At 71.8% G+C, this 20,037-nt stretch carries 26 protein-coding genes; 3 read left to right on the top strand and 23 right to left on the bottom strand.

Translation table 11 applies throughout. The annotated features are described in order from the left end of the window. Positions 1-295: 295 nt before the first annotated feature. The 21 genes from rplO to rpsJ form a co-directional block, all read right to left on the bottom strand. Complete coding sequence (gene rplO, locus LPA54_RS11785; RefSeq protein ID WP_228976562.1) at positions 296-751, bottom strand: 50S ribosomal protein L15; 456 nt, start codon at positions 749-751, stop codon at positions 296-298. A 1-nt stretch (position 752) separates the two neighbouring features. Beyond that, positions 753-935, bottom strand: a complete 183-nt coding sequence (rpmD, locus tag LPA54_RS11780) for a 50S ribosomal protein L30 (RefSeq protein WP_053846785.1) — start codon at positions 933-935, stop codon at positions 753-755. Then, complete coding sequence (gene rpsE / locus LPA54_RS11775; RefSeq protein WP_005481208.1) at positions 935-1,543, bottom strand: 30S ribosomal protein S5; 609 nt, start codon at positions 1,541-1,543, stop codon at positions 935-937. The genes rpmD and rpsE overlap by 1 nt, the downstream gene beginning before the upstream one ends. Positions 1,544-1,586: 43 nt before the next feature. Continuing rightward, a complete protein-coding gene (gene rplR, locus LPA54_RS11770; RefSeq protein ID WP_228976560.1) occupies positions 1,587-1,970 on the bottom strand; it encodes a 50S ribosomal protein L18 in 384 nt (127 codons plus the stop codon). Between the two features lie 3 nt (positions 1,971-1,973). Further along, positions 1,974-2,513, bottom strand: coding sequence for a 50S ribosomal protein L6 (rplF, locus tag LPA54_RS11765; RefSeq protein ID WP_228976559.1), 540 nt, complete (start codon positions 2,511-2,513; stop codon positions 1,974-1,976). 21 nt (positions 2,514-2,534) lie between these two features. Further along, positions 2,535-2,933, bottom strand: a complete 399-nt coding sequence (gene rpsH, locus LPA54_RS11760) for a 30S ribosomal protein S8 (RefSeq protein WP_228976557.1) — start codon at positions 2,931-2,933, stop codon at positions 2,535-2,537. 209 nt (positions 2,934-3,142) lie between these two features. Further along, a complete protein-coding gene (locus tag LPA54_RS11755; RefSeq protein ID WP_003956452.1) occupies positions 3,143-3,328 on the bottom strand; it encodes a type Z 30S ribosomal protein S14 in 186 nt (61 codons plus the stop codon). Positions 3,329-3,330: 2 nt separating this feature from the next. After that, positions 3,331-3,888, bottom strand: a complete 558-nt coding sequence (rplE, locus tag LPA54_RS11750; protein ID WP_228976555.1) for a 50S ribosomal protein L5 — start codon at positions 3,886-3,888, stop codon at positions 3,331-3,333. Continuing rightward, entirely contained in the window at positions 3,888-4,211 is a 324-nt protein-coding gene (rplX, locus tag LPA54_RS11745; RefSeq protein ID WP_058942721.1) for a 50S ribosomal protein L24, read from the bottom strand. Before rplX ends, rplE begins: the two co-directional genes overlap by 1 nt. Before the next feature lie 2 nt (positions 4,212-4,213). Beyond that, positions 4,214-4,582 carry a 50S ribosomal protein L14 gene (gene rplN, locus LPA54_RS11740; protein WP_003956455.1) on the bottom strand — a complete coding sequence of 123 codons (369 nt, stop codon included), beginning with the start codon at positions 4,580-4,582 and terminating at the stop codon, positions 4,214-4,216. A 100-nt stretch (positions 4,583-4,682) separates the two neighbouring features. Then, positions 4,683-4,967, bottom strand: coding sequence for a 30S ribosomal protein S17 (gene rpsQ / locus LPA54_RS11735; RefSeq protein WP_228976554.1), 285 nt, complete (start codon positions 4,965-4,967; stop codon positions 4,683-4,685). Then, on the bottom strand, positions 4,967-5,191 hold the full coding sequence (rpmC, locus tag LPA54_RS11730; RefSeq protein WP_058942719.1) for a 50S ribosomal protein L29: 225 nt from the start codon (positions 5,189-5,191) through the stop codon (positions 4,967-4,969). Before rpmC ends, rpsQ begins: the two co-directional genes overlap by 1 nt. After that, complete coding sequence (rplP, locus tag LPA54_RS11725) at positions 5,191-5,610, bottom strand: 50S ribosomal protein L16 (protein WP_017949658.1); 420 nt, start codon at positions 5,608-5,610, stop codon at positions 5,191-5,193. Before rplP ends, rpmC begins: the two co-directional genes overlap by 1 nt. A gap of 5 nt (positions 5,611-5,615) precedes the next feature. Beyond that, positions 5,616-6,443 (bottom strand): 30S ribosomal protein S3, encoded by an 828-nt coding sequence (gene rpsC, locus LPA54_RS11720; RefSeq protein WP_023587025.1) that lies wholly within the window; start codon positions 6,441-6,443, stop codon positions 5,616-5,618. Beyond that, complete coding sequence (gene rplV / locus LPA54_RS11715; RefSeq protein WP_009327087.1) at positions 6,443-6,790, bottom strand: 50S ribosomal protein L22; 348 nt, start codon at positions 6,788-6,790, stop codon at positions 6,443-6,445. The genes rpsC and rplV overlap by 1 nt, the downstream gene beginning before the upstream one ends. A gap of 49 nt (positions 6,791-6,839) precedes the next feature. Continuing rightward, complete coding sequence (gene rpsS, locus LPA54_RS11710) at positions 6,840-7,121, bottom strand: 30S ribosomal protein S19 (RefSeq protein WP_003974263.1); 282 nt, start codon at positions 7,119-7,121, stop codon at positions 6,840-6,842. Between the two features lie 12 nt (positions 7,122-7,133). After that, positions 7,134-7,970 (bottom strand): 50S ribosomal protein L2, encoded by an 837-nt coding sequence (rplB, locus tag LPA54_RS11705; RefSeq protein WP_228976551.1) that lies wholly within the window; start codon positions 7,968-7,970, stop codon positions 7,134-7,136. A 41-nt stretch (positions 7,971-8,011) separates the two neighbouring features. Beyond that, positions 8,012-8,338, bottom strand: coding sequence for a 50S ribosomal protein L23 (rplW, locus tag LPA54_RS11700; protein ID WP_058942716.1), 327 nt, complete (start codon positions 8,336-8,338; stop codon positions 8,012-8,014). Continuing rightward, positions 8,338-8,988, bottom strand: a complete 651-nt coding sequence (rplD, locus tag LPA54_RS11695) for a 50S ribosomal protein L4 (protein ID WP_058942715.1) — start codon at positions 8,986-8,988, stop codon at positions 8,338-8,340. The genes rplW and rplD overlap by 1 nt, the downstream gene beginning before the upstream one ends. A 7-nt stretch (positions 8,989-8,995) precedes the next feature. Further along, positions 8,996-9,640: a 50S ribosomal protein L3 gene (gene rplC, locus LPA54_RS11690; RefSeq protein ID WP_149184893.1), complete on the bottom strand. Its 645-nt coding sequence runs from the start codon at positions 9,638-9,640 to the stop codon at positions 8,996-8,998. A 13-nt stretch (positions 9,641-9,653) separates the two neighbouring features. Beyond that, the gene (rpsJ, locus tag LPA54_RS11685) at positions 9,654-9,962 is read right to left on the bottom strand and encodes a 30S ribosomal protein S10 (RefSeq protein WP_003948644.1); all 309 of its coding nucleotides are present in this window, start codon (positions 9,960-9,962) and stop codon (positions 9,654-9,656) included. A gap of 630 nt (positions 9,963-10,592) precedes the next feature. Here rpsJ and LPA54_RS11680 point away from each other — a divergent pair. After that, positions 10,593-12,350, top strand: coding sequence for an RNA ligase family protein (locus tag LPA54_RS11680; RefSeq protein WP_228976549.1), 1,758 nt, complete (start codon positions 10,593-10,595; stop codon positions 12,348-12,350). Then, positions 12,351-15,602 (top strand): poly(A) polymerase, encoded by a 3,252-nt coding sequence (locus tag LPA54_RS11675; protein ID WP_228976547.1) that lies wholly within the window; start codon positions 12,351-12,353, stop codon positions 15,600-15,602. Positions 15,603-15,675: 73 nt separating this feature from the next. Here LPA54_RS11675 and LPA54_RS11670 read toward each other — a convergent pair whose 3' ends face one another. Continuing rightward, positions 15,676-16,203 (bottom strand): MarR family winged helix-turn-helix transcriptional regulator, encoded by a 528-nt coding sequence (locus LPA54_RS11670; RefSeq protein ID WP_228976545.1) that lies wholly within the window; start codon positions 16,201-16,203, stop codon positions 15,676-15,678. A 244-nt stretch (positions 16,204-16,447) separates the two neighbouring features. Between LPA54_RS11670 and LPA54_RS11665 the strand changes: the two genes are divergently transcribed. Beyond that, positions 16,448-18,640, top strand: coding sequence for a PIG-L family deacetylase (locus tag LPA54_RS11665; RefSeq protein ID WP_228976539.1), 2,193 nt, complete (start codon positions 16,448-16,450; stop codon positions 18,638-18,640). Between the two features lie 174 nt (positions 18,641-18,814). Here LPA54_RS11665 and tuf read toward each other — a convergent pair whose 3' ends face one another. Continuing rightward, on the bottom strand, positions 18,815-20,008 hold the full coding sequence (gene tuf / locus LPA54_RS11660) for an elongation factor Tu (RefSeq protein ID WP_058942712.1): 1,194 nt from the start codon (positions 20,006-20,008) through the stop codon (positions 18,815-18,817). Between the last annotated feature and the right edge of the window lie 29 nt (positions 20,009-20,037).

Below are 20,037 nucleotides of genomic sequence, written 5' to 3'. Positions count from 1 at the left end.
CGCACAGTCCGGAACGCCCTGTCGGACCGGGTACGGCGGGCCCTCGCGGCTCCGGGACGTTCACCCTCAGGCAGGACGCGCGCACCCAGCGTACCGGCAGCGGTGGCGGAGTCCCCGGGAGGGCCGCGTTCCGCGCGGGAGTTCCGCCGGAAGCGGAACGGCCACGGGGGCCTGCGGCGAGCCCGGTGCCGAGGGGCGGGTGCGGTGGGGCGGGCGGTGGGGCCCGGGGAAAGGCCGACGGCCCGGGTGCCGCCCCCGTGGGGGCGGCACCCGGGCCGTCAGGTCAGTACGAGGCTCAGACGAGCTCGGTGACCGAACCGCCGGCGGCGGTGATCTTCTCCTTGGCGGAGCCGGAGACGGCGTCGACCGTCACCTGCAGCGCCACGGAGACCTCGCCCTGGCCGAGCACCTTGACGAGCTGGTTCTTGCGAACCGCGCCCTTGGCGACCAGGTCGGCGACCGTCACCTCGCCGCCCTCGGGGTAGAGGGAGGCGAGCTTGTCCAGGTTCACGACCTGGTACTCGGTCTTGAACGGGTTCTTGAAGCCCTTCAGCTTCGGGAGCCGCATGTGGAGGGGCATCTGCCCACCCTCGAAGCGCTCCGGAACCTGGTAGCGGGCCTTCGTGCCCTTGGTACCACGGCCGGCCGTCTTACCCTTCGACGCCTCACCACGACCCACACGGGTCTTGGCGGTCTTGGCGCCCGGGGCGGGACGGAGGTTGTGGACCTTCAGCGGGTTGTTCTCCGCCATGTCAGTCGACCTCCTCGACCGTCACGAGGTGGCGGACGGTGTGCACCATGCCGCGGAACTCGGGGCGGTCCTCCTTGACGACCTGCGTGTTGATCCCCTTGAGACCAAGGGAGCGCAGGGTGTCGCGGTGGTTCTGCTTGCTGCCGATGTACGACTTGGTCTGCGTGATCCTGAGCTGTGCCATTACGCAGCACCAGCCCCGGCACGCGCCCGCAGCAGAGCCGCGGGGGCGACGTCCTCGAGGGGCAGACCGCGGCGGGCCGCGATCTCCTCGGGACGCTGCAGACCCTTGAGGGCCGCCACGGTCGCGTGCACGATGTTGATCGCGTTCGACGAACCGAGCGACTTCGACAGGATGTCGTGGACGCCGGCGCACTCGAGCACCGCACGCACCGGGCCACCGGCGATGACGCCGGTACCGGGGGAGGCAGGCTTGAGCAGGACGACGCCCGCGGCCTTCTCGCCCGTGATCGGGTGCGGGATGGTGCCCTGGATACGGGGGACCTTGAAGAAGTGCTTCTTGGCCTCCTCAACGCCCTTGGCGATGGCGGCCGGCACCTCCTTGGCCTTGCCGTAACCGACACCCACGGTGCCGTCACCATCGCCCACCACGACCAGCGCGGTGAAGCTGAAGCGACGACCACCCTTCACAACCTTGGCGACGCGGTTGATCGCGACGACGCGCTCAACGTACGCGGTCTTCTCGGCGGCAGCAGCGCCGCCGTCACGGCCCTTCCGGTCCCGCCGCTCGCCGCCACCGGCACCGCTTCCGCGGCGCTGGGGTCCAGCCATTGGAATTACCTCTCTTCGTTTTCCGCTGAGCTACGGAACCGGCTCAGAACTTCAGGCCGGCTTCGCGGGCGGCGTCCGCCAGGGCGGCGATGCGCCCGGCGTACCTGTTGCCGCCACGGTCGAACACGACAGCCTCGATACCGGCGGCCTTGGCGCGCTCGGCGACGAGCTTGCCGACCTGCTGGGCCTTCGCCGACTTGTCGCCTTCGCCGCCGCGGATGGACGCGTCCAGGGTCGACGCCGACGCCACGGTGTGACCCGCGATGTCGTCGATGACCTGGGCGGTGATCCCACGGTTGGACCGGGTCACGACCAGGCGCGGACGCTCAGCGGTACCCGAGACCTTCTTGCGGATGCGGATGTGGCGACGCTTGAGAGCAGCGCCCTTGTAGGCCTTGCCCTTGGCAATCTTCACGCCGTATGCCATGGCTTACTTACCAGCCTTTCCGACCTTGCGGCGGATGACCTCGCCCGCGTACTTCACGCCCTTGGCCTTGTACGGGTCGGGCTTGCGCAGCTTGCGGATGTTCGCGGCGACCTCGCCGACCTTCTGCTTGTCGATGCCCTCGACCGAGAACTTGGTCGGCGACTCGACCTTGAACGAGATGCCCTCGGGCGCCTCGACGAGGATCGGGTGGCTGTAACCGAGCTGGAACTCCAGGCTGGAGCCCTTCGCGGCGACGCGGTAACCGACACCGCTGATCTCGAGCGCCTTCGTGTACCCCTGGGTCACACCGGTGATCATGTTGGCCACCAGCGTGCGGGACAGGCCGTGGAGGGCCTTGTTCTGACGCTCATCGTTCGGACGGGAGACGTTCAGAACGCCGTCCTCACCCTTGACGATCTCGATCGGCGCGGCGACGGTGTGGCTCAGGGTCCCCTTGGAACCCTTCACCGTGACCGTGCGGCCCTCGATGGTGACGTCCACGCCGGCGGGAACCGTGATGGGGAGCTTGCCAATACGCGACATTAGCTTTACCTCCGTTCCCGACTACCAGACGTAGGCGAGGACTTCCCCACCCACGCCCTTCTTCTGCGCCTGCTGGCCGGTCAGGAGGCCGTGCGACGTGGAGATGATCGCCACGCCGAGACCGCCGAGGACCTTCGGCAGGTTGGTGGACTTCGCGTAGACCCGGAGGCCGGGCTTCGAGATCCGCTTGATGCCCGCGATGGAGCGCTCACGGTTCGGGCCGAACTTGAGCTCGAGGACGAGGTTCTTGCCGACCTCGGCGTCCTCGACCTTCCAGCCCGTGATGAAGCCCTCCTGCTTGAGGATCTCCGCGATGTGAGACTTGATCTTGCTGTGCGGCATGGTCACGGAGTCGTGGTACGCCGAGTTCGCGTTCCGCAGACGCGTAAGCATGTCTGCGATCGGATCAGTCATGGTCATGAATTGGCCTTCGGCCTCTCTCGCCGGGGTTTCCTGTATGCGCCATCCCTCTCCCCACTCATGGGCGGGACGGGTGCGGTGCGGGGACCTACGGCGTAGTAAGTCGTACGGGCGGCAGGCGCCCAACCCCACAAGCCTACGGCATGCGGAGGAGGGCCCCTGCCGACCAGATGCTTACCGAGAGCCCGGCATCAACCCAACTGGGTCGATTACCAGGAGCTCTTGGTCACGCCCGGCAGCTCGCCACGGTGAGCCATCTCACGGAGGCACACGCGGCACAGGCCGAACTTGCGGTAGACGGAGTGGGGCCGGCCGCAGCGCTGGCAGCGGGTGTACGCGCGCACACCGAACTTCGGCTTGCGGGCGGCCTTAGCGATCAGAGCCTTCTTCGCCACGGTCAGTTCTCCTTGAACGGGAAGCCGAGGTGACGGAGGAGGGCACGACCCTCGTCGTCGTTGGTCGCCGTGGTGACCACGGTGATGTCCATGCCCCGGACCCGGTCGATCTTGTCCTGGTCGATCTCGTGGAACATGACCTGCTCCGTGAGACCGAAGGTGTAGTTGCCACGGCCGTCGAACTGCTTCGGGGACAGACCACGGAAGTCGCGGATGCGCGGAAGCGCGAGCGACAGGGTGCGGTCCAGGAACTCCCACATGCGGTCGCCACGGAGCGTGACGTGGGCGCCGATCGGCTGGCCCTCACGCAGCTTGAACTGCGCGATGGACTTGCGGGCCTTGGTGACGGCCGGCTTCTGACCGGTGATCGTGGTGAGGTCGCGGATGGCGCCCTCGATCAGCTTGGAGTCGCGGGCGGCGTCGCCCACACCCATGTTGACCACGATCTTGACGAGGCCCGGCACCTGCATGACGTTCTCGTAGGAGAACTCCTCACGCAGCTTGCCGACGATCTCCTCGCGGTACTTCGTCTTGAGACGCGGAGTCGTGGTGGTAGCCATCAGATGTCCTCACCCGTCCGCTTGGCAACGCGGATCTTGTTGCCTTCCTCGTCGAAGCGGTAACCGACGCGGGTCACGACCTTCTGGCCGTCCTTCTCCACGACGAGCTGGACGTTGCTCACGTGGATGGGGGCCTCGACCGTGACGATGCCGCCGGCCTGGGAGGCGCGGCCCGGCTGGTTCGCCTTGGTGTGCTTCTTGACCCGGTTGACACCCTCGACCAGGACGCGGTCCTCGCGGGGGAAGGCCGCGATGACCTTGCCCTGCTTGCCCTTGTCCTTACCGGTGATGACCTGGACCAGGTCGCCCTTCTTGATCTTCATGCTTACAGCACCTCCGGCGCGAGCGAGATGATCTTCATGAACTTCTTCTCGCGCAGCTCACGGCCGACCGGGCCGAAGATACGGGTGCCGCGAGGGTCGCCGTCGTTCTTCAGAATGACGGCGGCGTTCTCGTCGAAGCGGATGTACGAGCCGTCCTGGCGGCGGCGCTCCTTGACGGTGCGAACGATGACCGCCTTGACGACGTCACCCTTCTTCACGTTGCCACCGGGGATCGCGTCCTTGACGGTGGCGACGATGACGTCACCGATGCCCGCGTAGCGGCGACCGGAGCCACCGAGCACACGGATGCAAAGGATTTCCTTCGCACCAGTGTTGTCGGCGACACGCAGTCGCGACTCCTGCTGGATCACGTCTATCTCCTGATTGTCTGCCGGTTCCCGGCGCCCGTGGGCGAACCCACGGGACGCCGAGCCTGGCGGAACGAACTCGAAGGGTTACCCCTTCAAGTGCTTACTTGGCCTTCTCGAGGATCTCGACGACGCGCCAGCGCTTCGTCGCGGACAGCGGCCGGGTCTCCATGAGGAGGACACGGTCGCCGACACCCGCGGCGTTCTGCTCGTCGTGCGCCTTGAGCTTGTTCGTACGGCGGATGACCTTGCCGTACAGCGCGTGCTTCACACGGTCCTCGACGGCGACGACGACGGTCTTGTCCATCTTGTCGCTGACGACCAGACCCTCACGGGTCTTGCGGAATCCGCGCTCAACCTTGTTCTCAGTCACGTTGCTCTCGCTCATCAGGCGCTCTCCACCGTCTCGATGCCCAGCTCGCGCTCGCGCATCAGGGTGTAGATCCGGGCGATGTCCTTACGGACGGACTTGAGCCGACCGTGGTTCTCGAGCTGTCCCGTGGCCGCCTGGAAGCGGAGGTTGAACAGCTCTTCCTTGGCCTCGCGGAGCTTGCCGACAAGCTCCTCGTTGCCCAGCTCGCGCAGCTCGGACGCCTTGGTACCGGCCGACATCACGCCTCACCTGCCTCGCGCCGAACGATCCGGCACTTCATCGGAAGCTTGTGAGCAGCGCGGGTAAGCGCCTCACGCGCAATCTTCTCGTTCGGGTAGGACAGCTCGAACATCACCCGACCGGGCTTGACGTTCGCGACCCACCACTCCGGGGAACCCTTACCGGAACCCATGCGGGTCTCGGCGGGCTTCTTGGTCAGCGGGCGGTCCGGGTAGATGTTGATCCAGACCTTGCCGCCACGCTTGATGTGGCGGGTCATCGCGATACGGGCCGCCTCGATCTGGCGGTTGGTCACGTACGCCGGAGTGAGGGCCTGGATGCCGTACTCGCCGAACGCAACCTGCGTACCACCCTTGGACATACCGCTGCGCTTCGGGTGGTGCTGCTTGCGGTGCTTGACCCTACGGGGGATCAGCATTTCGGTCAGGCCTCCGTTCCGGTGCTCTCAGCCGGAGCAGCGGCAGCGGCCTCGGCCTTGGGGGCCTCGGCAGCGGCGTTCTGCTGCGGCTTGCGGCCGCGACCGCCACGCTCGCCACCACGGCCACCGCGGGCCGGGCGGTCGGCACCGCCACGGGCCGGACGGTTGCCGGCGCGGGCCGCGGCGTTCTCGGCGCGAACCTCGGCGATGTTCTTGACGTCGCCCTTGTAGATCCAGACCTTCACGCCGATGCGGCCGAAGGTGGTCTTGGCCTCGAAGAAGCCGTACTCGACGTTCGCGCGGAGCGTGTGCAGCGGCACACGGCCCTCGCGGTAGAACTCCGAGCGGGACATCTCGGCGCCGCCGAGACGGCCACCACACTGGATCTTGATGCCCTTGGCGCCGGCCTTCATCGCCGACTGCATGCTCTTGCGCATGGCACGGCGGAAGGAGACGCGGGAGGACAGCTGCTCGGCCACGGCCTGGGCCACGAGCTGAGCGTCGACCTCGGGGTTCTTGACCTCGAGGATGTTCAGCTGGACCTGCTTGCCCGTCAGCTTCTCGAGGTCGCCGCGGATGCGGTCGGCCTCGGCGCCACGGCGGCCGATGACGATGCCCGGGCGCGCGGTGTGGATGTCCACACGGACGCGGTCACGGGTGCGCTCGATCTCGACCTTGGAGATGCCGGCGCGCTCCATGCCGGACGTCATCATCCGACGGATGGCGACGTCTTCCTTGACGTAGTCCTTGTACAGCTTGTCGGCGTACCAACGCGACTTGAAGTCGGTGGTGATGCCGAGCCGGAACCCGTGCGGGTTTACCTTCTGGCCCATTACCGGGTTCCTTCCTTGCTGCTGACGACCACGGTGATGTGGCTGGTCCGCTTGCGGATCCGGTAGGCACGACCCTGGGCGCGCGGCCGGAACCGCTTCAGGGTCGGGCCCTCGTCGACGTACGCCTCGCTGATGAACAGCGAGGAGGCGTCCGTGTGGTCGTAGTTGTGCGCGGCGTTGGCGATGGCGCTGTCCAGCACCTTGCCGACCGGCACACTGGCGGCCTGCGGGGCGAAACGCAGGACCGCCTGAGCCTCCGTGGCATCCATGCCACGGATGAGGTCCACCACGCGGCGGGCCTTCATGGGCGTGACGCGGATGTACCGCGCCTGGGCCCTGGCTTCCATGGTTGTCCCTTCAGTGTCTGACACGTTCGTCATGGTCTTTCACCCCGCGTTAGCGGCGCTTCGACTTCCGGTCGTCCTTGACGTGACCCCGGAAGGTGCGCGTCGGCGAGAACTCGCCGAGCTTGTGGCCGACCATCGACTCGGTGACGAACACCGGGATGTGGGTCTTGCCGTTGTGCACCGCGATCGTGTGGCCGAGCATGGCCGGGACGATCATCGAGCGACGGGACCAGGTCTTGATGACGTTCTTGGTGCCGGCTTCGTTCTGAGTGTCCACCTTCTTGATCAGGTGGTCGTCGACGAAGGGCCCCTTCTTGAGACTACGCGGCATCTAAACCCGCTCCTAGCGCTTCTTGTTCGTCTTGCGGCGGCGGACGATGTACTTGTTGCTCGCCTTCTTGGGAGAACGAGTACGACCCTCCTTCTGACCCCACGGGGAGACCGGGTGGCGACCACCGGAGGTCTTGCCCTCACCACCACCGTGCGGGTGGTCGACCGGGTTCATGGCGACACCACGGACGGTCGGGCGAACGCCCAGCCAGCGCTTGCGGCCGGCCTTGCCCCAGTTGATGTTCGACTGCTCGGCGTTGCCGACCTCGCCGATGGTGGCGCGGCAGCGGGCGTCGACCAGGCGGATCTCACCGGACGGCATGCGGAGGTGGGCCATCGAGCCCTCCTTCGCGAGCAGCTGCACGGAGGCACCCGCGGAGCGGGCGAACTTGGCGCCGCCGCCGGGACGGAGCTCGATCGCGTGGATCGTGGTACCGACCGGGATGTTGCGCAGCGCCAGGTTGTTGCCGGGCTTGATGTCGGCGCCGGGACCGTTCTCGATCCGGTCGCCCTGGTTGAGGCCACGGGGGGCGATGATGTAGCGCTTCTCGCCGTCCGCGTAGTGCAGGAGCGCGATGCGCGCGGTGCGGTTGGGGTCGTACTCGATGTGAGCGACCTTCGCCGGCACGCCGTCCTTGTCGTGACGACGGAAGTCGATCACTCGGTAGGCGCGCTTGTGGCCACCGCCCTGGTGGCGGACGGTCACACGACCGGTGTTGTTACGGCCGCCCTTGCTGTGCAGGGGGCGGACCAGCGACTTCTCCGGCGTGGACCGCGTGATCTCGACAAAGTCGGCGACGCTGGAGCCACGACGGCCCGGAGTCGTCGGCTTGTACTTGCGGATACCCATTTCTCAGTCCTCGTCCGATATTCGGACGATCCAGACCGCCCTTAGGCGGTCGGACCGCCGAAGATGTCGATACGGCTGCCCTCGGCAAGGGTCACGATGGCGCGCTTGGTGTTGGCGCGCTTGCCGAAACCGGTGCGGGTGCGCTTGCGCTTGCCCTGACGGTTGATCGTGTTGACCCCGACGACCTTGACCGCCGGCCAGACCGCCTCGACGGCCTGCTTGATCTGGGTCTTGTTGGCGCGCGGGTCGACGATGAACGTGTACTTGTTCTCGTCCAGCAGCGCGTAGCTCTTCTCGGAGACGACCGGCTTGACGAGAATGTCGCGCGGGTCCGAGAAGGTCTTGCTGGTGACGACGGCCTCAGTCATCAGGCGTCGCTCCCTTCGGTCTCAGCGGTCTGGGGGCCAGACACGAAGGACTCGAAAGCGGCCTTGGTGAAGACCACGTCGTCGGAGACGATCACGTCGTACGTGTTCAGCTGGCCCGGCTCCAGGATGTGAACCTGGGGCAGGTTGCGGGCGGAGAGCCACGCGGCCTCGTCGGCGCGGTCGACGACCAGGAGCAGGTTCTTGCGCTCCGAGATCTTGCCGAACAGCGTCTTGGCGGCCTTGGTGGAGACCTCGCCCTCGACCACGCCGGTGACGACGTGGATGCGGGAGTGACGCGCCCGGTCCGAGAGGGCACCGCGGAGGGCGGCGGCCTTCATCTTCTTCGGGGTGCGCTGCGAGTAGTCACGCGGCACGGGGCCGTGGACGACGCCACCGCCGGCGAACTGCGGCGCACGGGTCGAACCCTGGCGGGCGCGGCCGGTGCCCTTCTGGCGGTACGGCTTCTTGCCGCCACCGCGGACTTCGCCACGGGTCTTGGTCTTGTGCGTGCCCTGACGGGCAGCGGCCAGCTGTGCGACGACGACCTGGTGGATCAGCGGAACGCTGGTCTTCGCGTCGAAGATCTCCGCGGGGAGCTCGACGGTACCGGCCTTGTCGCCTGCCGGCGAAAGGATGTCAATGGTGCTCATCGTTACCTCAGGCCCCCTTGGCCGCGGTACGGACCAGGACGAGGCCGCCGTTCGGACCCGGGACCGCGCCCTTGATGAGCAGCAGACCCTTCTCCGCGTCAACGGCGTGGACGGTCAGGTTCTGGGTGGTGACCCGCTCGTTGCCCATGCGGCCCGCCATGCGGAGGCCCTTGAACACGCGGCCCGGGGTGGCGCAGCCACCGATGGAACCGGGCGAGCGGTGCTTGCGCTGGGTGCCGTGACCGGCGCCGAGGCCCTTGAAGTTGTGACGCTTCATGACACCGGCGAAGCCCTTGCCCTTGCTCTTGCCGGTGACGTCGACCTTGACGCCCGACTCGAACACGGCAGCGGTGATCTCCTGGCCGAGCGTGTACTCGCTGGCGTCAGCGGTACGCAGCTCCACCAGGTGGCGGCGCGGGGTGACGTCGGCCTTGGCGAAGTGACCCTTGAGGGGCTTGTTCACCTTGCGCGGGTCGATCTCGCCGAAGGCGATCTGGACCGACTCGTAGCCGTCCGTGTCGTTCGTGCGGACCTGGGTGACGACGCACGGCCCGGCCTTGACGACGGTGACCGGGACGACCCGGTTGTTCTCGTCCCAGACCTGGGTCATGCCGAGCTTCTCGCCCAGGACGCCCTTAATGTTCTTAGCCATCTCGCGCGTCACCTCAGAGCTTGATCTCGATGTCGACGCCCGCCGGCAGGTCGAGACGCATGAGCGAGTCGACCGTCTTCGGCGTGGGGTCGAGGATGTCGATGAGGCGCTTGTGCGTGCGCATCTCGAAGTGCTCGCGCGAGTCCTTGTACTTGTGCGGCGACTTGATGACGCAGTACACGTTCTTCTCAGTGGGCAGCGGCACCGGGCCCGCGACCGACGCACCAGTGCGCGTCACCGTCTCGACGATCTTCTTCGCCGAGGAGTCGATGACCTCGTGGTCGTAGGCCTTGAGCCGGATGCGGATCTTCTGTCCCGCCATGGCTACTCAGTAGTCCTGTCTCTCGTAACGCTCTGGAACCTGGTGGGCTTCGTGTCTTCTCCGACCCACGCGGTCGGGCGTGTCGCGCTCCCTCTACGAAGATCTCCCGAAGGATTTCCCAACCAAGGGGGTGCGGGCCTGTGACCGCGGGTCCGGGGGAGACACCCACCGGGTGCCTGGTCGGGGCCCCGCTGACACTTCCCGGAAGATTCCCGTACGTCCGCCCCACGCAGGGACGACGAGTACTGTGGGACTCGCTTCCGGTCCTCCCGGCGGGAGGCGCGCAGCATCGGCACTCAACCGAGCAACCCGGACAGTCTGCCATACGGGGCAGCCTCAAAGCCAATCGAGCCGAAGAGAATACCCCGGGGCGCCTGCTGATCAAACTGGGGCACGCGGGCGAGCCGCCCGCACCCGACCTCCGGCCGGCCGCCGCCCGGCCCTCGTGGTGCCTTCCCGGGCGGTCGCCCGACCCCTCCGGCCCCCTTCGAAGCCCGCGCCCCGCCTGCCCCACGGCCGCCACCGGCGCGGCTCGGGCACGCCGCGGGCGCCGGGTTAATCGGTCGTACGGCGCCGGGGCGACTCCTACAGTGACCGGGCACCTCACCAGACCGACGGGGGTCGATCGCCATGGCCGCGCAGCAGCGCACCCACTATCCGCGCACGCCGCACCTGCCCTGGTCGCCGGGGGTGGCGGGGGACGACGTCCGGGCCGCCGACCTGTCGGGGTTCGCCGGGCGGGAGGTGGTGGTCACCGAGAAGCTCGACGGGGAGAACACCACCCTGTACGCCGACGGGCTCCACGCGCGGTCCCTCGACTCGGCGCACCACCCGTCGCGGGCGTGGGTCAAGGCGCTGCAGGCGCGCGTCGGGCACGCCGTCCCGGCGGGGTGGCGGGTGTGCGGCGAGAACCTCTACGCCCGCCACTCGCTCGCGTACGACGCGCTGGACGGCTACTTCTACGGCTTCTCCGTGTGGGACGGGCGGGGGCGCTGCCTGGACTGGGACCGGACGGTGGTGTTCCTGCGGGGGCTGGGGGTGCCCGTGCCGCGCGTGCTGTGGCGCGGGGTCTTCGACGAGCGGGCGCTCCGGCGGCTGCGGGTGGACACCGCCCGGCAGGAGGGGTACGTCGTCCGGACCGCCGAGGGCTTCCCGGCGGCGGAGTTCGGGCGGCGGGTCGCGAAGTGGGTGCGGGCCGCGCACGTGCGGACCGGTACGCACTGGATGCACGCCGCGGTCACGCCGAACGGCCTGGGGGTGTCCGCCGCCCTGTGGGACGTGCGGTCCGGGGCGGCGCCCGACGCGGGGGCGCTGCTCGCCGCGGTGGGCGTGGCCGACGGTGACGCCGCGGCCGCCGCCGAGGCCGCCGCGCGGCTCGGCGAGGCCGGCGGTGACGGCGGCGTCGGGGACGGCGGTGACGGCGGCGTCGTCCCGCCGTCGGTGGGCGGGGACGCGCGGCTCGCCGGGGTGCTGGCGGCGCTGCTGCACCGGGAGCGGCGCGGCCCGCTCGCCGGGCGGCTGGCGCCGACCGTGGGGCTGCCGGCGGCCCGGCGCGTCGCCGACCTGGTGGGCCTCCAGGGGGCGCTGCACCGCCCGTACCCGGACGACGAGCGAGCCGCCGGACTCGTACGCCTGTCGTACGCCGCCGACCTGCGCGTCCTGCACGCCGTCGCGGCGGCCACCGCGGCGGGGGCGCCGGAGCGGGAGCAGGTGGAGTGGTCGGCGCTGTTCGCGCAGGAGCTGCGCGGGCTGCCGGGCGGGCCCGAGGGGGCGTACGCGGAGGACCCGTTCGCCGGACTGGAGCCGGACGTGGCGGCGCGGTGTCGGGGCGAGGCGCGCGAGCTGCGCGCGCTCGGGCGCGTGACCGCGCCCGAGGAGGCCGTCGCCGCCACCTGGCGCCTGCGGGACGGGCGCTTCCCGCGTCTCGTGCACCTGGTCGGGCCGTCGGGCAGCGGCAAGAGCACCTTCGCGCGCGGCCTGCCCGGGGTGGGCGCGTACGTCTCGCCGGACGCGGTCCGCGAGGAGCGGGGCGACCGCGCCGACCAGCGCGGGGGCGGCGCCGTGCTGCGGACGGCCCTGGAGCGGCTCGACGCGGCCCTCACCGCCGCCGCCCCCGTCGGCGGGACCGTCGTCTGGGACGCCACCTCGCTCAACCCGCACCAGCGCTCCCTGGTCCACGGCGTGGCCCGCCGCCGGGACGCGCTGCTGACCCACGCGGTGGTGCTGGTCGACGAGGAGGAGCTGGTACGGCGCAACGCCGTGCGGCAGCACCCCGTACCGGCCGGGGTGCTCGCCGCGCAGCTGCGCCGGTTCGTGCCGCCGTACCCGGGCCAGGCGCACCGCACCTGGTACATCGGCGCGCGCGGCACCGTGGAGGAGGAGGCGTAGGTGCGTACGAGCGACGAGATCTACCACCGGGTCCGGTGGGACCCGCGGTTCGACCCGGCGCGGTTCACCGTCGGTGTCCTGCAGCGCGGGGCGGCGCCGAAGCGGGTGCCGCTGCCGGCGTTCGTGCCGGGCGGGGAGGTGCCGTGGCACCGGGTGCTGTTCTTCGAGGCGGACGGCGAGGTGGTGTGGGACCGGGCGACCGGGGTCGACCGGATCGACGCGACCGGCGCGGGCCGGGTCCGGGAGGCGCGGCTGCTGCGGTCGCCGTTCTTCACGGCGCGCCGGCCGTACGCGTGGGACGCGGCGGCCAGGCGCTGGGAACCGGGCGGGACACCGGGCGGGGGCGGCGACGGGGTGGCCGGCCTGCGGGGCCGGCTCGGTGCGGGAGGCGGACATGGTGTCGGGGGTCCGGCGGTCGGCGGGCCTGGTGCGGGGGGCGTGCTCGGTGCGGGGGGCGGGCCTGGTGCGGGGGGCGGGCCCGGTGCGGGGGGTCCGGCGGTCGGCGGGCTGCGGGTCCTGACGTGGAACACCCTGTGGGACCGGTACGACAGCGACCGCATCGACACGGCGCGGCGCCGCCCGCTGCTGCTGGAGGCGCTGCGGGACGCCGACGCGGACGTGATCGCCCTTCAGGAGGTCGAACCGGAGCTGCTCGGCACGCTGCTCGCCGCGCCGTGGGTGCGCCGGGCGTACGCGGTGGCGACCGACCCGGGCGGGCGGGACGTCGCCGAGTGCGGGCTGCTGCTGCTCAGCCGCGTACCCGTACGGGAGGCGGCCGTGCACGTGCTGGGCCCGCACAAGGCGGTGGCGGCGGTGGTCCTGGAGACCGGTGCGGCACGGCCGCCGGTGGTCGCGGTGACGCACCTGAGCAGCGACCACTCCCAGGACGGCGCCGGGCGGCGGGCGGCCGAACTGGCCCGGCTGGCCGAGGTGTTCGCGGGCGTCGACGCGGACGTGGTGCTGGCCGGGGACGTCAACGACGGCGGTGACCTGCCGCAGGCGGCGCTCGGCATGCGGGACGCGTGGAGCGAGGTGCACGGGCCGGAGGACCGCACGCCGACGTTCGACCCGGGCGCGAACCCGCTGGCCGCCGTCTCCTCGCTGTCGGGCCGCGCGTCGCGGCTGGACCGGGTGCTGCTGCGCGGCGACGGACTGCGCGCGGACGCGGCGGTGCTGGCCGGCGACGCGCCGGCGGCGGCGGACGGGCTTTTCGTCTCGGACCACTACGGGGTGGTCGTCGACCTGGGCGTCGACGGCCCGCCGGGCGCGGGGCCGGACCCCGGCTCCGGCTCCGGCTCCGGCTCCGGCTCCGGCTCCGGCTCCGGCTCCGGCTCCGGCTCCGGCTCCGGCTCCGGTCATGATGCTGCCCCTGGGCCTCGGCCTGGGCCTGCACGGGTGGACGGGGCCGGGGCGCCGGACGTGCGGCCGACGGCCCGTACGGCGGTGGCGTGGCTGCCGGACCGGGACGTACGGCCGGACCACGACCCGGAGGTGTCCCGCCGGTCGGCGCGCGTGGACCTGCTCTCCGGTTTCGTCCCGGAGGCGGAGTTCGAGCGGGCGGCCGAGCTGGTGGCGGAGGCCGTCCGCGGGCTCGCGCCGTTCGACACCCGGCCGCCGGACGGCCCCGGCTCCGGCCACGGCGAGGACGCCACCGTGCGGTCGGGCCCGGCGGCAGGCGGTGACGCGCCGTGGGACGAGCTGCGCCGGGCGCTGGAGCGGAAGTTCCCGCGGTGCGGCGGGAACCGGGCCGGCCGGTGGGGCGGCGCCCGGGGTGCGCGCGTCGACCAGGTGGCGCTGCTGTCCCGGCGCGGCGACGAACCGCCGCGGGTCCGGGCGACGGTCGCCCTCGGCTCGGGTGAGGTGCGATGGCGGGACGACGGTCCGGCGGGCGGTACGGGACGCCCGGCCCCGGCCCACCCCGGGCAGGACCCCGGGCACGGTCTCGGACAGGACCTCGGGCAGGACCCCGGCGCGGTCGGCGCGACCCACGCGGCGAGGGTCGCGCGGCGGGTGGCGCAGGCGCTTCCGGAGGGCGTCGTGCACGTGGTCGGCTCGCGCCGCATGGGCTGCGCCCTGCCGGGCGCCGACCTGGACCTGGTGGCGGCGCTGCCCGGCGGAGCCGACCTTGCCGAGGTGCGGGCCCGCGTCACCGCCGCGCTCCCGGGGCTCCGGCACGTGCGGGAGGTGGTCGGCGCCCGCGTACCCGGGCTGCGCCTCACCGTCCGCGCCGGTGGCCCCGCGGGGCGGCGCGGGACCGGGGGCGGCACCGACACGGCACGCGCCAGGGGGCGGGGCCCCGCCGTGGTCGGAGCCCCGGACCTGGCCCGGGGCCTGGCCTGGGGCAGGGACCGGGACCGGGACGACGACGGGGGCGAGGACCTGGACCTCGTCGTGGACCTGGTCGTGGTCGGCACGGGCGCCGTACCGCCGGCTGACGCCGTGGCGCGCCGCGCCGAGCTGGACGGCGACGCCGCCGTGGCGCTGAGCGCGGTGAGTGACGCGGACGCCGTCCTCGCCGAAGCGGGCGACCGGCGGGTCGCCTTCGCGGGGCTGGCGCGCGAGGTGAAGCGGTGGGCGCGGGCGCGCGGCTTGGACGCGGCCCCCCTCGGCGGCCTGCCCGGTCTGGCGTGGACGCTGCTGGCGGCCCGCACGGTCCGCGAGGCGGACGACCTGAGGCCGCCGGAGCTGCTGCGGCGCTTCTTCGCCACCTGGGCCGCCTGGGACTGGCGGATCGCCGTGGCCGTTCCCGGAGGCGGCGCCGGGGAGGCGCGCCCGGGGGACGCCGGCGCCCCGCCTCTGACCGTGCTCACCCCGACGTACCCCCGGCGCCCGTGCACGGACCAGGTCACGCCGGGCGGCCGCGACCTGCTCGCACAGGAGCTGTACCGGGCGTGGGAGCTGCTCGAAGACGGCGGACCCGACGCCCGGGAACGGCTCTGCGCCCCGCCGCCGCTGCACCGCCGCCACGCGGCCTGGGCGGTGGTGTCCGTGCCGCCGGGCCCCCTGGAGGGGCGCGTCCGGGGCCGTACGCGCGCGCTGCTCACCGCGTTGGCCGAGGCGGGCGCGCCGGACGCCCACGCCTGGCCCCGGCCCTTCGACACCGGGCCCGGCGTGCTCCGGTACGCCGTGGGGCTGGGCGCCGCCCCGCCGAACCGCGCCGCCCTCGCGGCCGTGGCGGACCGGTGGCTGCGCGGCCTGCCCGGGGTGACGCTGACGTGGGCGGACGGCGGGGAGGTGCCCACGCTCGGCTGAAGCCGGCCTGCGGCGTCCCCGGCGCCCGGCCCCGACCGGACGCCGACGGCCCCCCGCGCCAGCCCAGCAAACCTCAGCCCACGGAAGCCTCGGCTCCCGACTCCGCCTCCGCCTTCGCCTTCGCCGAGGCCGCCGCCGCGTTCGCCGCGATCCGGCGCAGCACGCGCAGCGCCGCCGCGTACTCCTCGTCCGGTACGCCCTCGTGGACCTCCGCCCGCAACCGCGTGACGAGCTGCTTGATCCGGGCGTGGGCCTCCCGGCCCGCGTCCGTGATGCGCAGGGCACCGGCCGGGCCGGCGGCGATCCAACCGCGGTGCAGGAGCTGGTCGAGGGCGCGCGGCACCTCCCGGGGGCCGTCCGCGACCTCCGCGAGGAGTACGGCGACCTCCGCGCGGGCCACACCGTCCTCTCCGGCGGCGAGGACCCGGTTGAGGGACCACCACTGGGGTTGGGTGACGTCGAGGCGGGCCATGGCGTCACGGAGGTAGGTGATGACCGCCCGGTGGGCCGTACCGCTCCAGTAGCCGACGGGCTGCGCGGCTAGTTCGGCGTCGGTGGCGTCCGGATCGGCGACGGCGGGGGTGAGGCGTGTCGTGGTCATGCCTCGACGCTAGGACCTCGACCCGACTTGAGGTCAACCGCGGACCGTCCCCGCGCTCGCCCCGGACCGCCCCGCTCCCCCGCTGAACACCCCGCCGCGCCCCGGGCAACCCACGGTGTCGATAATCCGTCTAGCTGACCGGAGGGCGCTTCGACCAGCGCCTCGACCGCCACTCCCAGCTCACCACCCAGGCACCACCAGCACCACCAGCAGCATCCGCCGCAGCAGCAGTACGGGGGCACAAGTGAACGACATACCGGGGGGCCGGCCTCGCGCTGCCGTGTTCCGGGACGGCGGCGCGCGGACCGGCCGGGCCGGCCGGACGCCCCCCGCCACCGACCGCACCGCGGCCGACCGCCCCTCCCCCGCGCCCCGCGGCCCGAGCCGGCGCCGCACCCTCGCCACCGCCGCCGCCACCGCCCTCGCCGGAACGGTCGGCGCCGCGGGCCTCACCGGCTGCTCCGTCCCCGCCCCGCGCCGCGGCGGGCCCACCGCCGACCCGGCCCCCGGCATGCCGATCACCAGCTCGCGGCGGGCGCAGCTCATGCAGGTCCTGGCGCACCCGGACGACGACCTGTACTTCATGAACCCCGACTGCCGGCGCATGGTCGACGCCGGCGTCCCCCTCGTCTGCGTGTACGTCTCCGCCGGCGAGCACACGGGCAAGAACCACGTCCCCGGCAGCCGGACCGAGCCCGTCGCCGACCGGGCCGCCTACTCCTCCGCCCGCCACCAGGGCCTGCGCCAGGCGTACGCCGAGATGATCGGCCTGGACAAGTTCACCCCCTGGCACAAGGCCGTCGTCACCCTCCGCGGCGACCGCGAGGCCGAGATCAACACCCTCACGCACGGCACCCGCCGCGTCGAGCTCGTCTTCCTCAACCTCCCCATGCACACTCCGCGCCGCTGGATGGCGCTGCCCGCCCTGTGGCAGGACCGCGCGCTGGGCCTGCGGACCGTCCTCGCCACCGGCTCCCCCGTCCGCCGCGCCAGCGACTACGACTACGACGGCCTGGTGGACGTGCTCGTCGGGCTGCTGGAGCGCTACCGGCCGACCGTCGTCCACACGCTCGACCCGGACCCCGACATCCAGCACAGCGACGAGGCGACCCGCAAGAAGGACTCCGAGCAGCCGGGGTACTCCGACCACGCCGACCACACCGCCGTCGCCTCCTTCAGCTGGGCCGCGCTGGTCCGCTGGGTCGCCGAGGCCACCGGCGACGGCGGGGCGATACCGGGGTTCGTGGCCACCTCGTTCCGCGGCTACTACAACCGCCACTGGCCCAAGAACCTCCCCGAGCCGGTCCTGCGCGAGAAGGCCGCCCACCTCGTCCCGTACGGCGGCGACCCGTCGTGGCAGTGCGGCAACAGCGCGGGCTGCGGCGACTACATGGTCGGCGGCACCCGCCCGCTCACCAACAAGAAGGGCTGGGTCCGCTCCACCCACCACCGCTACCCCGGCCCGGGCCCGGTCGTCGCGACCGGCCCGGACGGGCGGCTGCGCGTGTACGGGGTGCTGGGGCTGCGCGCGGTGTGCTGGCAGGAGACGGAGCCGGGCAGCGGACAGTGGGGCGACCCGACCGACCTGGGCGGCGGCCCCCTCGCCCCGGGGCTCGGCACGGCGACCCTGCTCGACGGCCGGCAGCTGCTGTTCGGGCTGCGGTTCGCCGCCCTCGGCGGGCACGGCGGCGCCAACGAGCGCGAGGTCGTGGTGCTGGAGCAGCGGGCCCCGGGCGGGCCGTTCCTCGCCTGGGCGGGCCTGGGCAACCCCGAGCGCGGCGACGACCGCGGCCGCCGCGTGGGCGTGCCGGTCGCGGTGACGGCCCCCGACGGGCGCGTCCACCTCTTCGTGCGCAACGCGGACAAGGGCGTCAGCACCCGCGTCCGCGAGGCCGACGGCACGTGGTCCCGCTGGCGGGACGCGGGCGGCGCCGAGGTCCAGGACGGGCTGTCCGCCGCGGTCGACGGGCGCGGTCTGGTGCACCTCTTCGCCGCCGGGCGGGACACCGTGCACCACTGGGCGCAGGACGCGGCCGGCGGGCCGGTCGCCTTCCGGCCCGGCGGCGCCCTGCCCGTACCGGGCGGGCCGGTCGACGTGGCGACCACCCCCGCGGGCGACCTCGCCCTGTACTACCGGCAGCCGGCCCGCGAGGAACTCACGGCCGTCCGGGTCGACGGGGGCCGGCTGCCCGTACCGCGCTTCGACGGGTACGGCGCGGTCACCGCCACCGGTACGCCGCGGGGCCCGGTCCTCCTCGGCCGCGACCTACGCGGCCGCGTCCAGCTGCACGTCGGCGGCCGTACCGCGGTCCGCGCGCAGGGGGTCACCGCCCTGGAGCCGACGACGCTGCACCTGGGCCCGAAGGGGGCGACGGCGGTCGGCCTCGGCGCGGACGCGTACCCCTGGTCGTGGTCGGCCCACACCGACACGGCCTGACCGGGCGCCCCCACCGGCACCCACCGGCCCCCGGCCGCGCCGGAAGCACCGGGAGCGGAACGGGAACGACGGAACGGGAACGACGAAGGGCCCCGCACCTCACGGTGCGGGGCCCTTCGCGTGCAGCTCCAGGAGCTACCAGGTCAGCCGTTCAGGCCGTCGAGCAAGCGGAGCTTACTTGACGATCTTGGTGACCTGGCCGGCGCCGACGGTCCGGCCACCCTCACGGATGGCGAACTTCAGGCCCTCCTCCATGGCGACCGGCTGGATCAGCGAGACCGACATGGTGGTGTTGTCGCCCGGCATGACCATCTCGGTGCCCTCGGGGAGGGTCACGACGCCGGTCACGTCCGTGGTACGGAAGTAGAACTGCGGGCGGTAGTTGTTGAAGAACGGCGTGTGACGGCCACCCTCGTCCTTGGACAGGATGTACGCCTGCGCCTCGAACTCGGTGTGCGGGGTGACCGAGCCCGGCTTGATGATGACCTGGCCGCGCTCGACGTCCTCGCGCTTGATGCCACGGAGGAGCAGACCGACGTTCTCACCGGCCTGGCCCTCGTCGAGCAGCTTGCGGAACATCTCGATGCCGGTGACCGTGGTGGTGGTCTTCTCCTGCTTGATACCGACGATGTCGACGGTCTCGTTGACCTTCAGGACACCACGCTCGATACGGCCGGTGACGACCGTACCGCGACCGGTGATCGTGAAGACGTCCTCGATCGGCATGAGGAACGGCTTGTCGACGTCACGCTCGGGCTGCGGGATGGACTCGTCGACGGCCTTCATCAGGTCGAGGACGGACTGGCCCCACTCGGCGTCACCCTCGAGCGCCTTGAGCGCCGAGACCTTGACGACCGGCAGGTCGTCGCCCGGGAACTCGTACTCGGAGAGGAGCTCACGCACCTCGAGCTCGACGAGCTCCAGGATCTCCTCGTCGTCCACCATGTCGGCCTTGTTCAGGGCGACGACGATGTACGGCACGCCGACCTGGCGGGCCAGGAGCACGTGCTCCTTGGTCTGCGGCATCGGGCCGTCGGTGGCGGCGACCACGAGGATGGCACCGTCCATCTGGGCCGCACCGGTGATCATGTTCTTGATGTAGTCCGCGTGACCCGGGCAGTCGACGTGCGCGTAGTGACGCGACTCCGTCTGGTACTCGACGTGCGCGATCGAGATGGTGATACCGCGCTGACGCTCCTCAGGAGCCTTGTCGATCTGGTCGAAGGCCGAGGCCTCGTTCAGGTCCGGGTACTTGTCGTGCAGCACCTTGGTAATGGCGGCCGTGAGGGTCGTCTTACCGTGGTCGATGTGACCGATGGTGCCGATGTTGACGTGCGGCTTAGTCCGCTCGAACTTCGCCTTCGCCACTGGGGTCCTCCTGTGGAGTGGTTCTGTAC

The organism is Streptomyces sp. DH12 (genome assembly GCF_020873895.1).
Classification (GTDB): domain Bacteria; phylum Actinomycetota; class Actinomycetes; order Streptomycetales; family Streptomycetaceae; genus Streptomyces.
Note: the sequence above shows the minus strand (reverse complement) of the source record. Positions and strands in the feature narration are given on the sequence as shown.

Bases quoted from the DNA above. Each gene is read 5' to 3' on its own strand.
- rplO (WP_228976562.1), bottom strand. From the start codon at position 751: ATGGCGGAGAACAACCCGCTGAAGGTCCACAACCTCCGTCCCGCCCCG.
- rpmD (WP_053846785.1), bottom strand. From the start codon at position 935: ATGGCACAGCTCAGGATCACGCAGACCAAGTCGTACATCGGCAGCAAG.
- rpsE (WP_005481208.1), bottom strand. From the start codon at position 1,543: ATGGCTGGACCCCAGCGCCGCGGAAGCGGTGCCGGTGGCGGCGAGCGG.
- rplR (WP_228976560.1), bottom strand. From the start codon at position 1,970: ATGGCATACGGCGTGAAGATTGCCAAGGGCAAGGCCTACAAGGGCGCT.
- rplF (WP_228976559.1), bottom strand. From the start codon at position 2,513: ATGTCGCGTATTGGCAAGCTCCCCATCACGGTTCCCGCCGGCGTGGAC.
- rpsH (WP_228976557.1), bottom strand. From the start codon at position 2,933: ATGACCATGACTGATCCGATCGCAGACATGCTTACGCGTCTGCGGAAC.
- rplE (WP_228976555.1), bottom strand. From the start codon at position 3,888: ATGGCTACCACCACGACTCCGCGTCTCAAGACGAAGTACCGCGAGGAG.
- rplX (WP_058942721.1), bottom strand. From the start codon at position 4,211: ATGAAGATCAAGAAGGGCGACCTGGTCCAGGTCATCACCGGTAAGGAC.
- rpsQ (WP_228976554.1), bottom strand. From the start codon at position 4,967: ATGAGCGAGAGCAACGTGACTGAGAACAAGGTTGAGCGCGGATTCCGC.
- rpmC (WP_058942719.1), bottom strand. From the start codon at position 5,191: ATGTCGGCCGGTACCAAGGCGTCCGAGCTGCGCGAGCTGGGCAACGAG.
- rplP (WP_017949658.1), bottom strand. From the start codon at position 5,610: ATGCTGATCCCCCGTAGGGTCAAGCACCGCAAGCAGCACCACCCGAAG.
- rpsC (WP_023587025.1), bottom strand. From the start codon at position 6,443: ATGGGCCAGAAGGTAAACCCGCACGGGTTCCGGCTCGGCATCACCACC.
- rplV (WP_009327087.1), bottom strand. From the start codon at position 6,790: ATGGAAGCCAGGGCCCAGGCGCGGTACATCCGCGTCACGCCCATGAAG.
- rpsS (WP_003974263.1), bottom strand. From the start codon at position 7,121: ATGCCGCGTAGTCTCAAGAAGGGGCCCTTCGTCGACGACCACCTGATC.
- rplB (WP_228976551.1), bottom strand. From the start codon at position 7,970: ATGGGTATCCGCAAGTACAAGCCGACGACTCCGGGCCGTCGTGGCTCC.
- rplW (WP_058942716.1), bottom strand. From the start codon at position 8,338: ATGACTGAGGCCGTCGTCACCAGCAAGACCTTCTCGGACCCGCGCGAC.
- rplD (WP_058942715.1), bottom strand. From the start codon at position 8,988: ATGAGCACCATTGACATCCTTTCGCCGGCAGGCGACAAGGCCGGTACC.
- rplC (WP_149184893.1), bottom strand. From the start codon at position 9,640: ATGGCTAAGAACATTAAGGGCGTCCTGGGCGAGAAGCTCGGCATGACC.
- rpsJ (WP_003948644.1), bottom strand. From the start codon at position 9,962: ATGGCGGGACAGAAGATCCGCATCCGGCTCAAGGCCTACGACCACGAG.
- LPA54_RS11680 (WP_228976549.1), top strand. From the start codon at position 10,593: ATGGCCGCGCAGCAGCGCACCCACTATCCGCGCACGCCGCACCTGCCC.
- LPA54_RS11670 (WP_228976545.1), bottom strand. From the start codon at position 16,203: ATGACCACGACACGCCTCACCCCCGCCGTCGCCGATCCGGACGCCACC.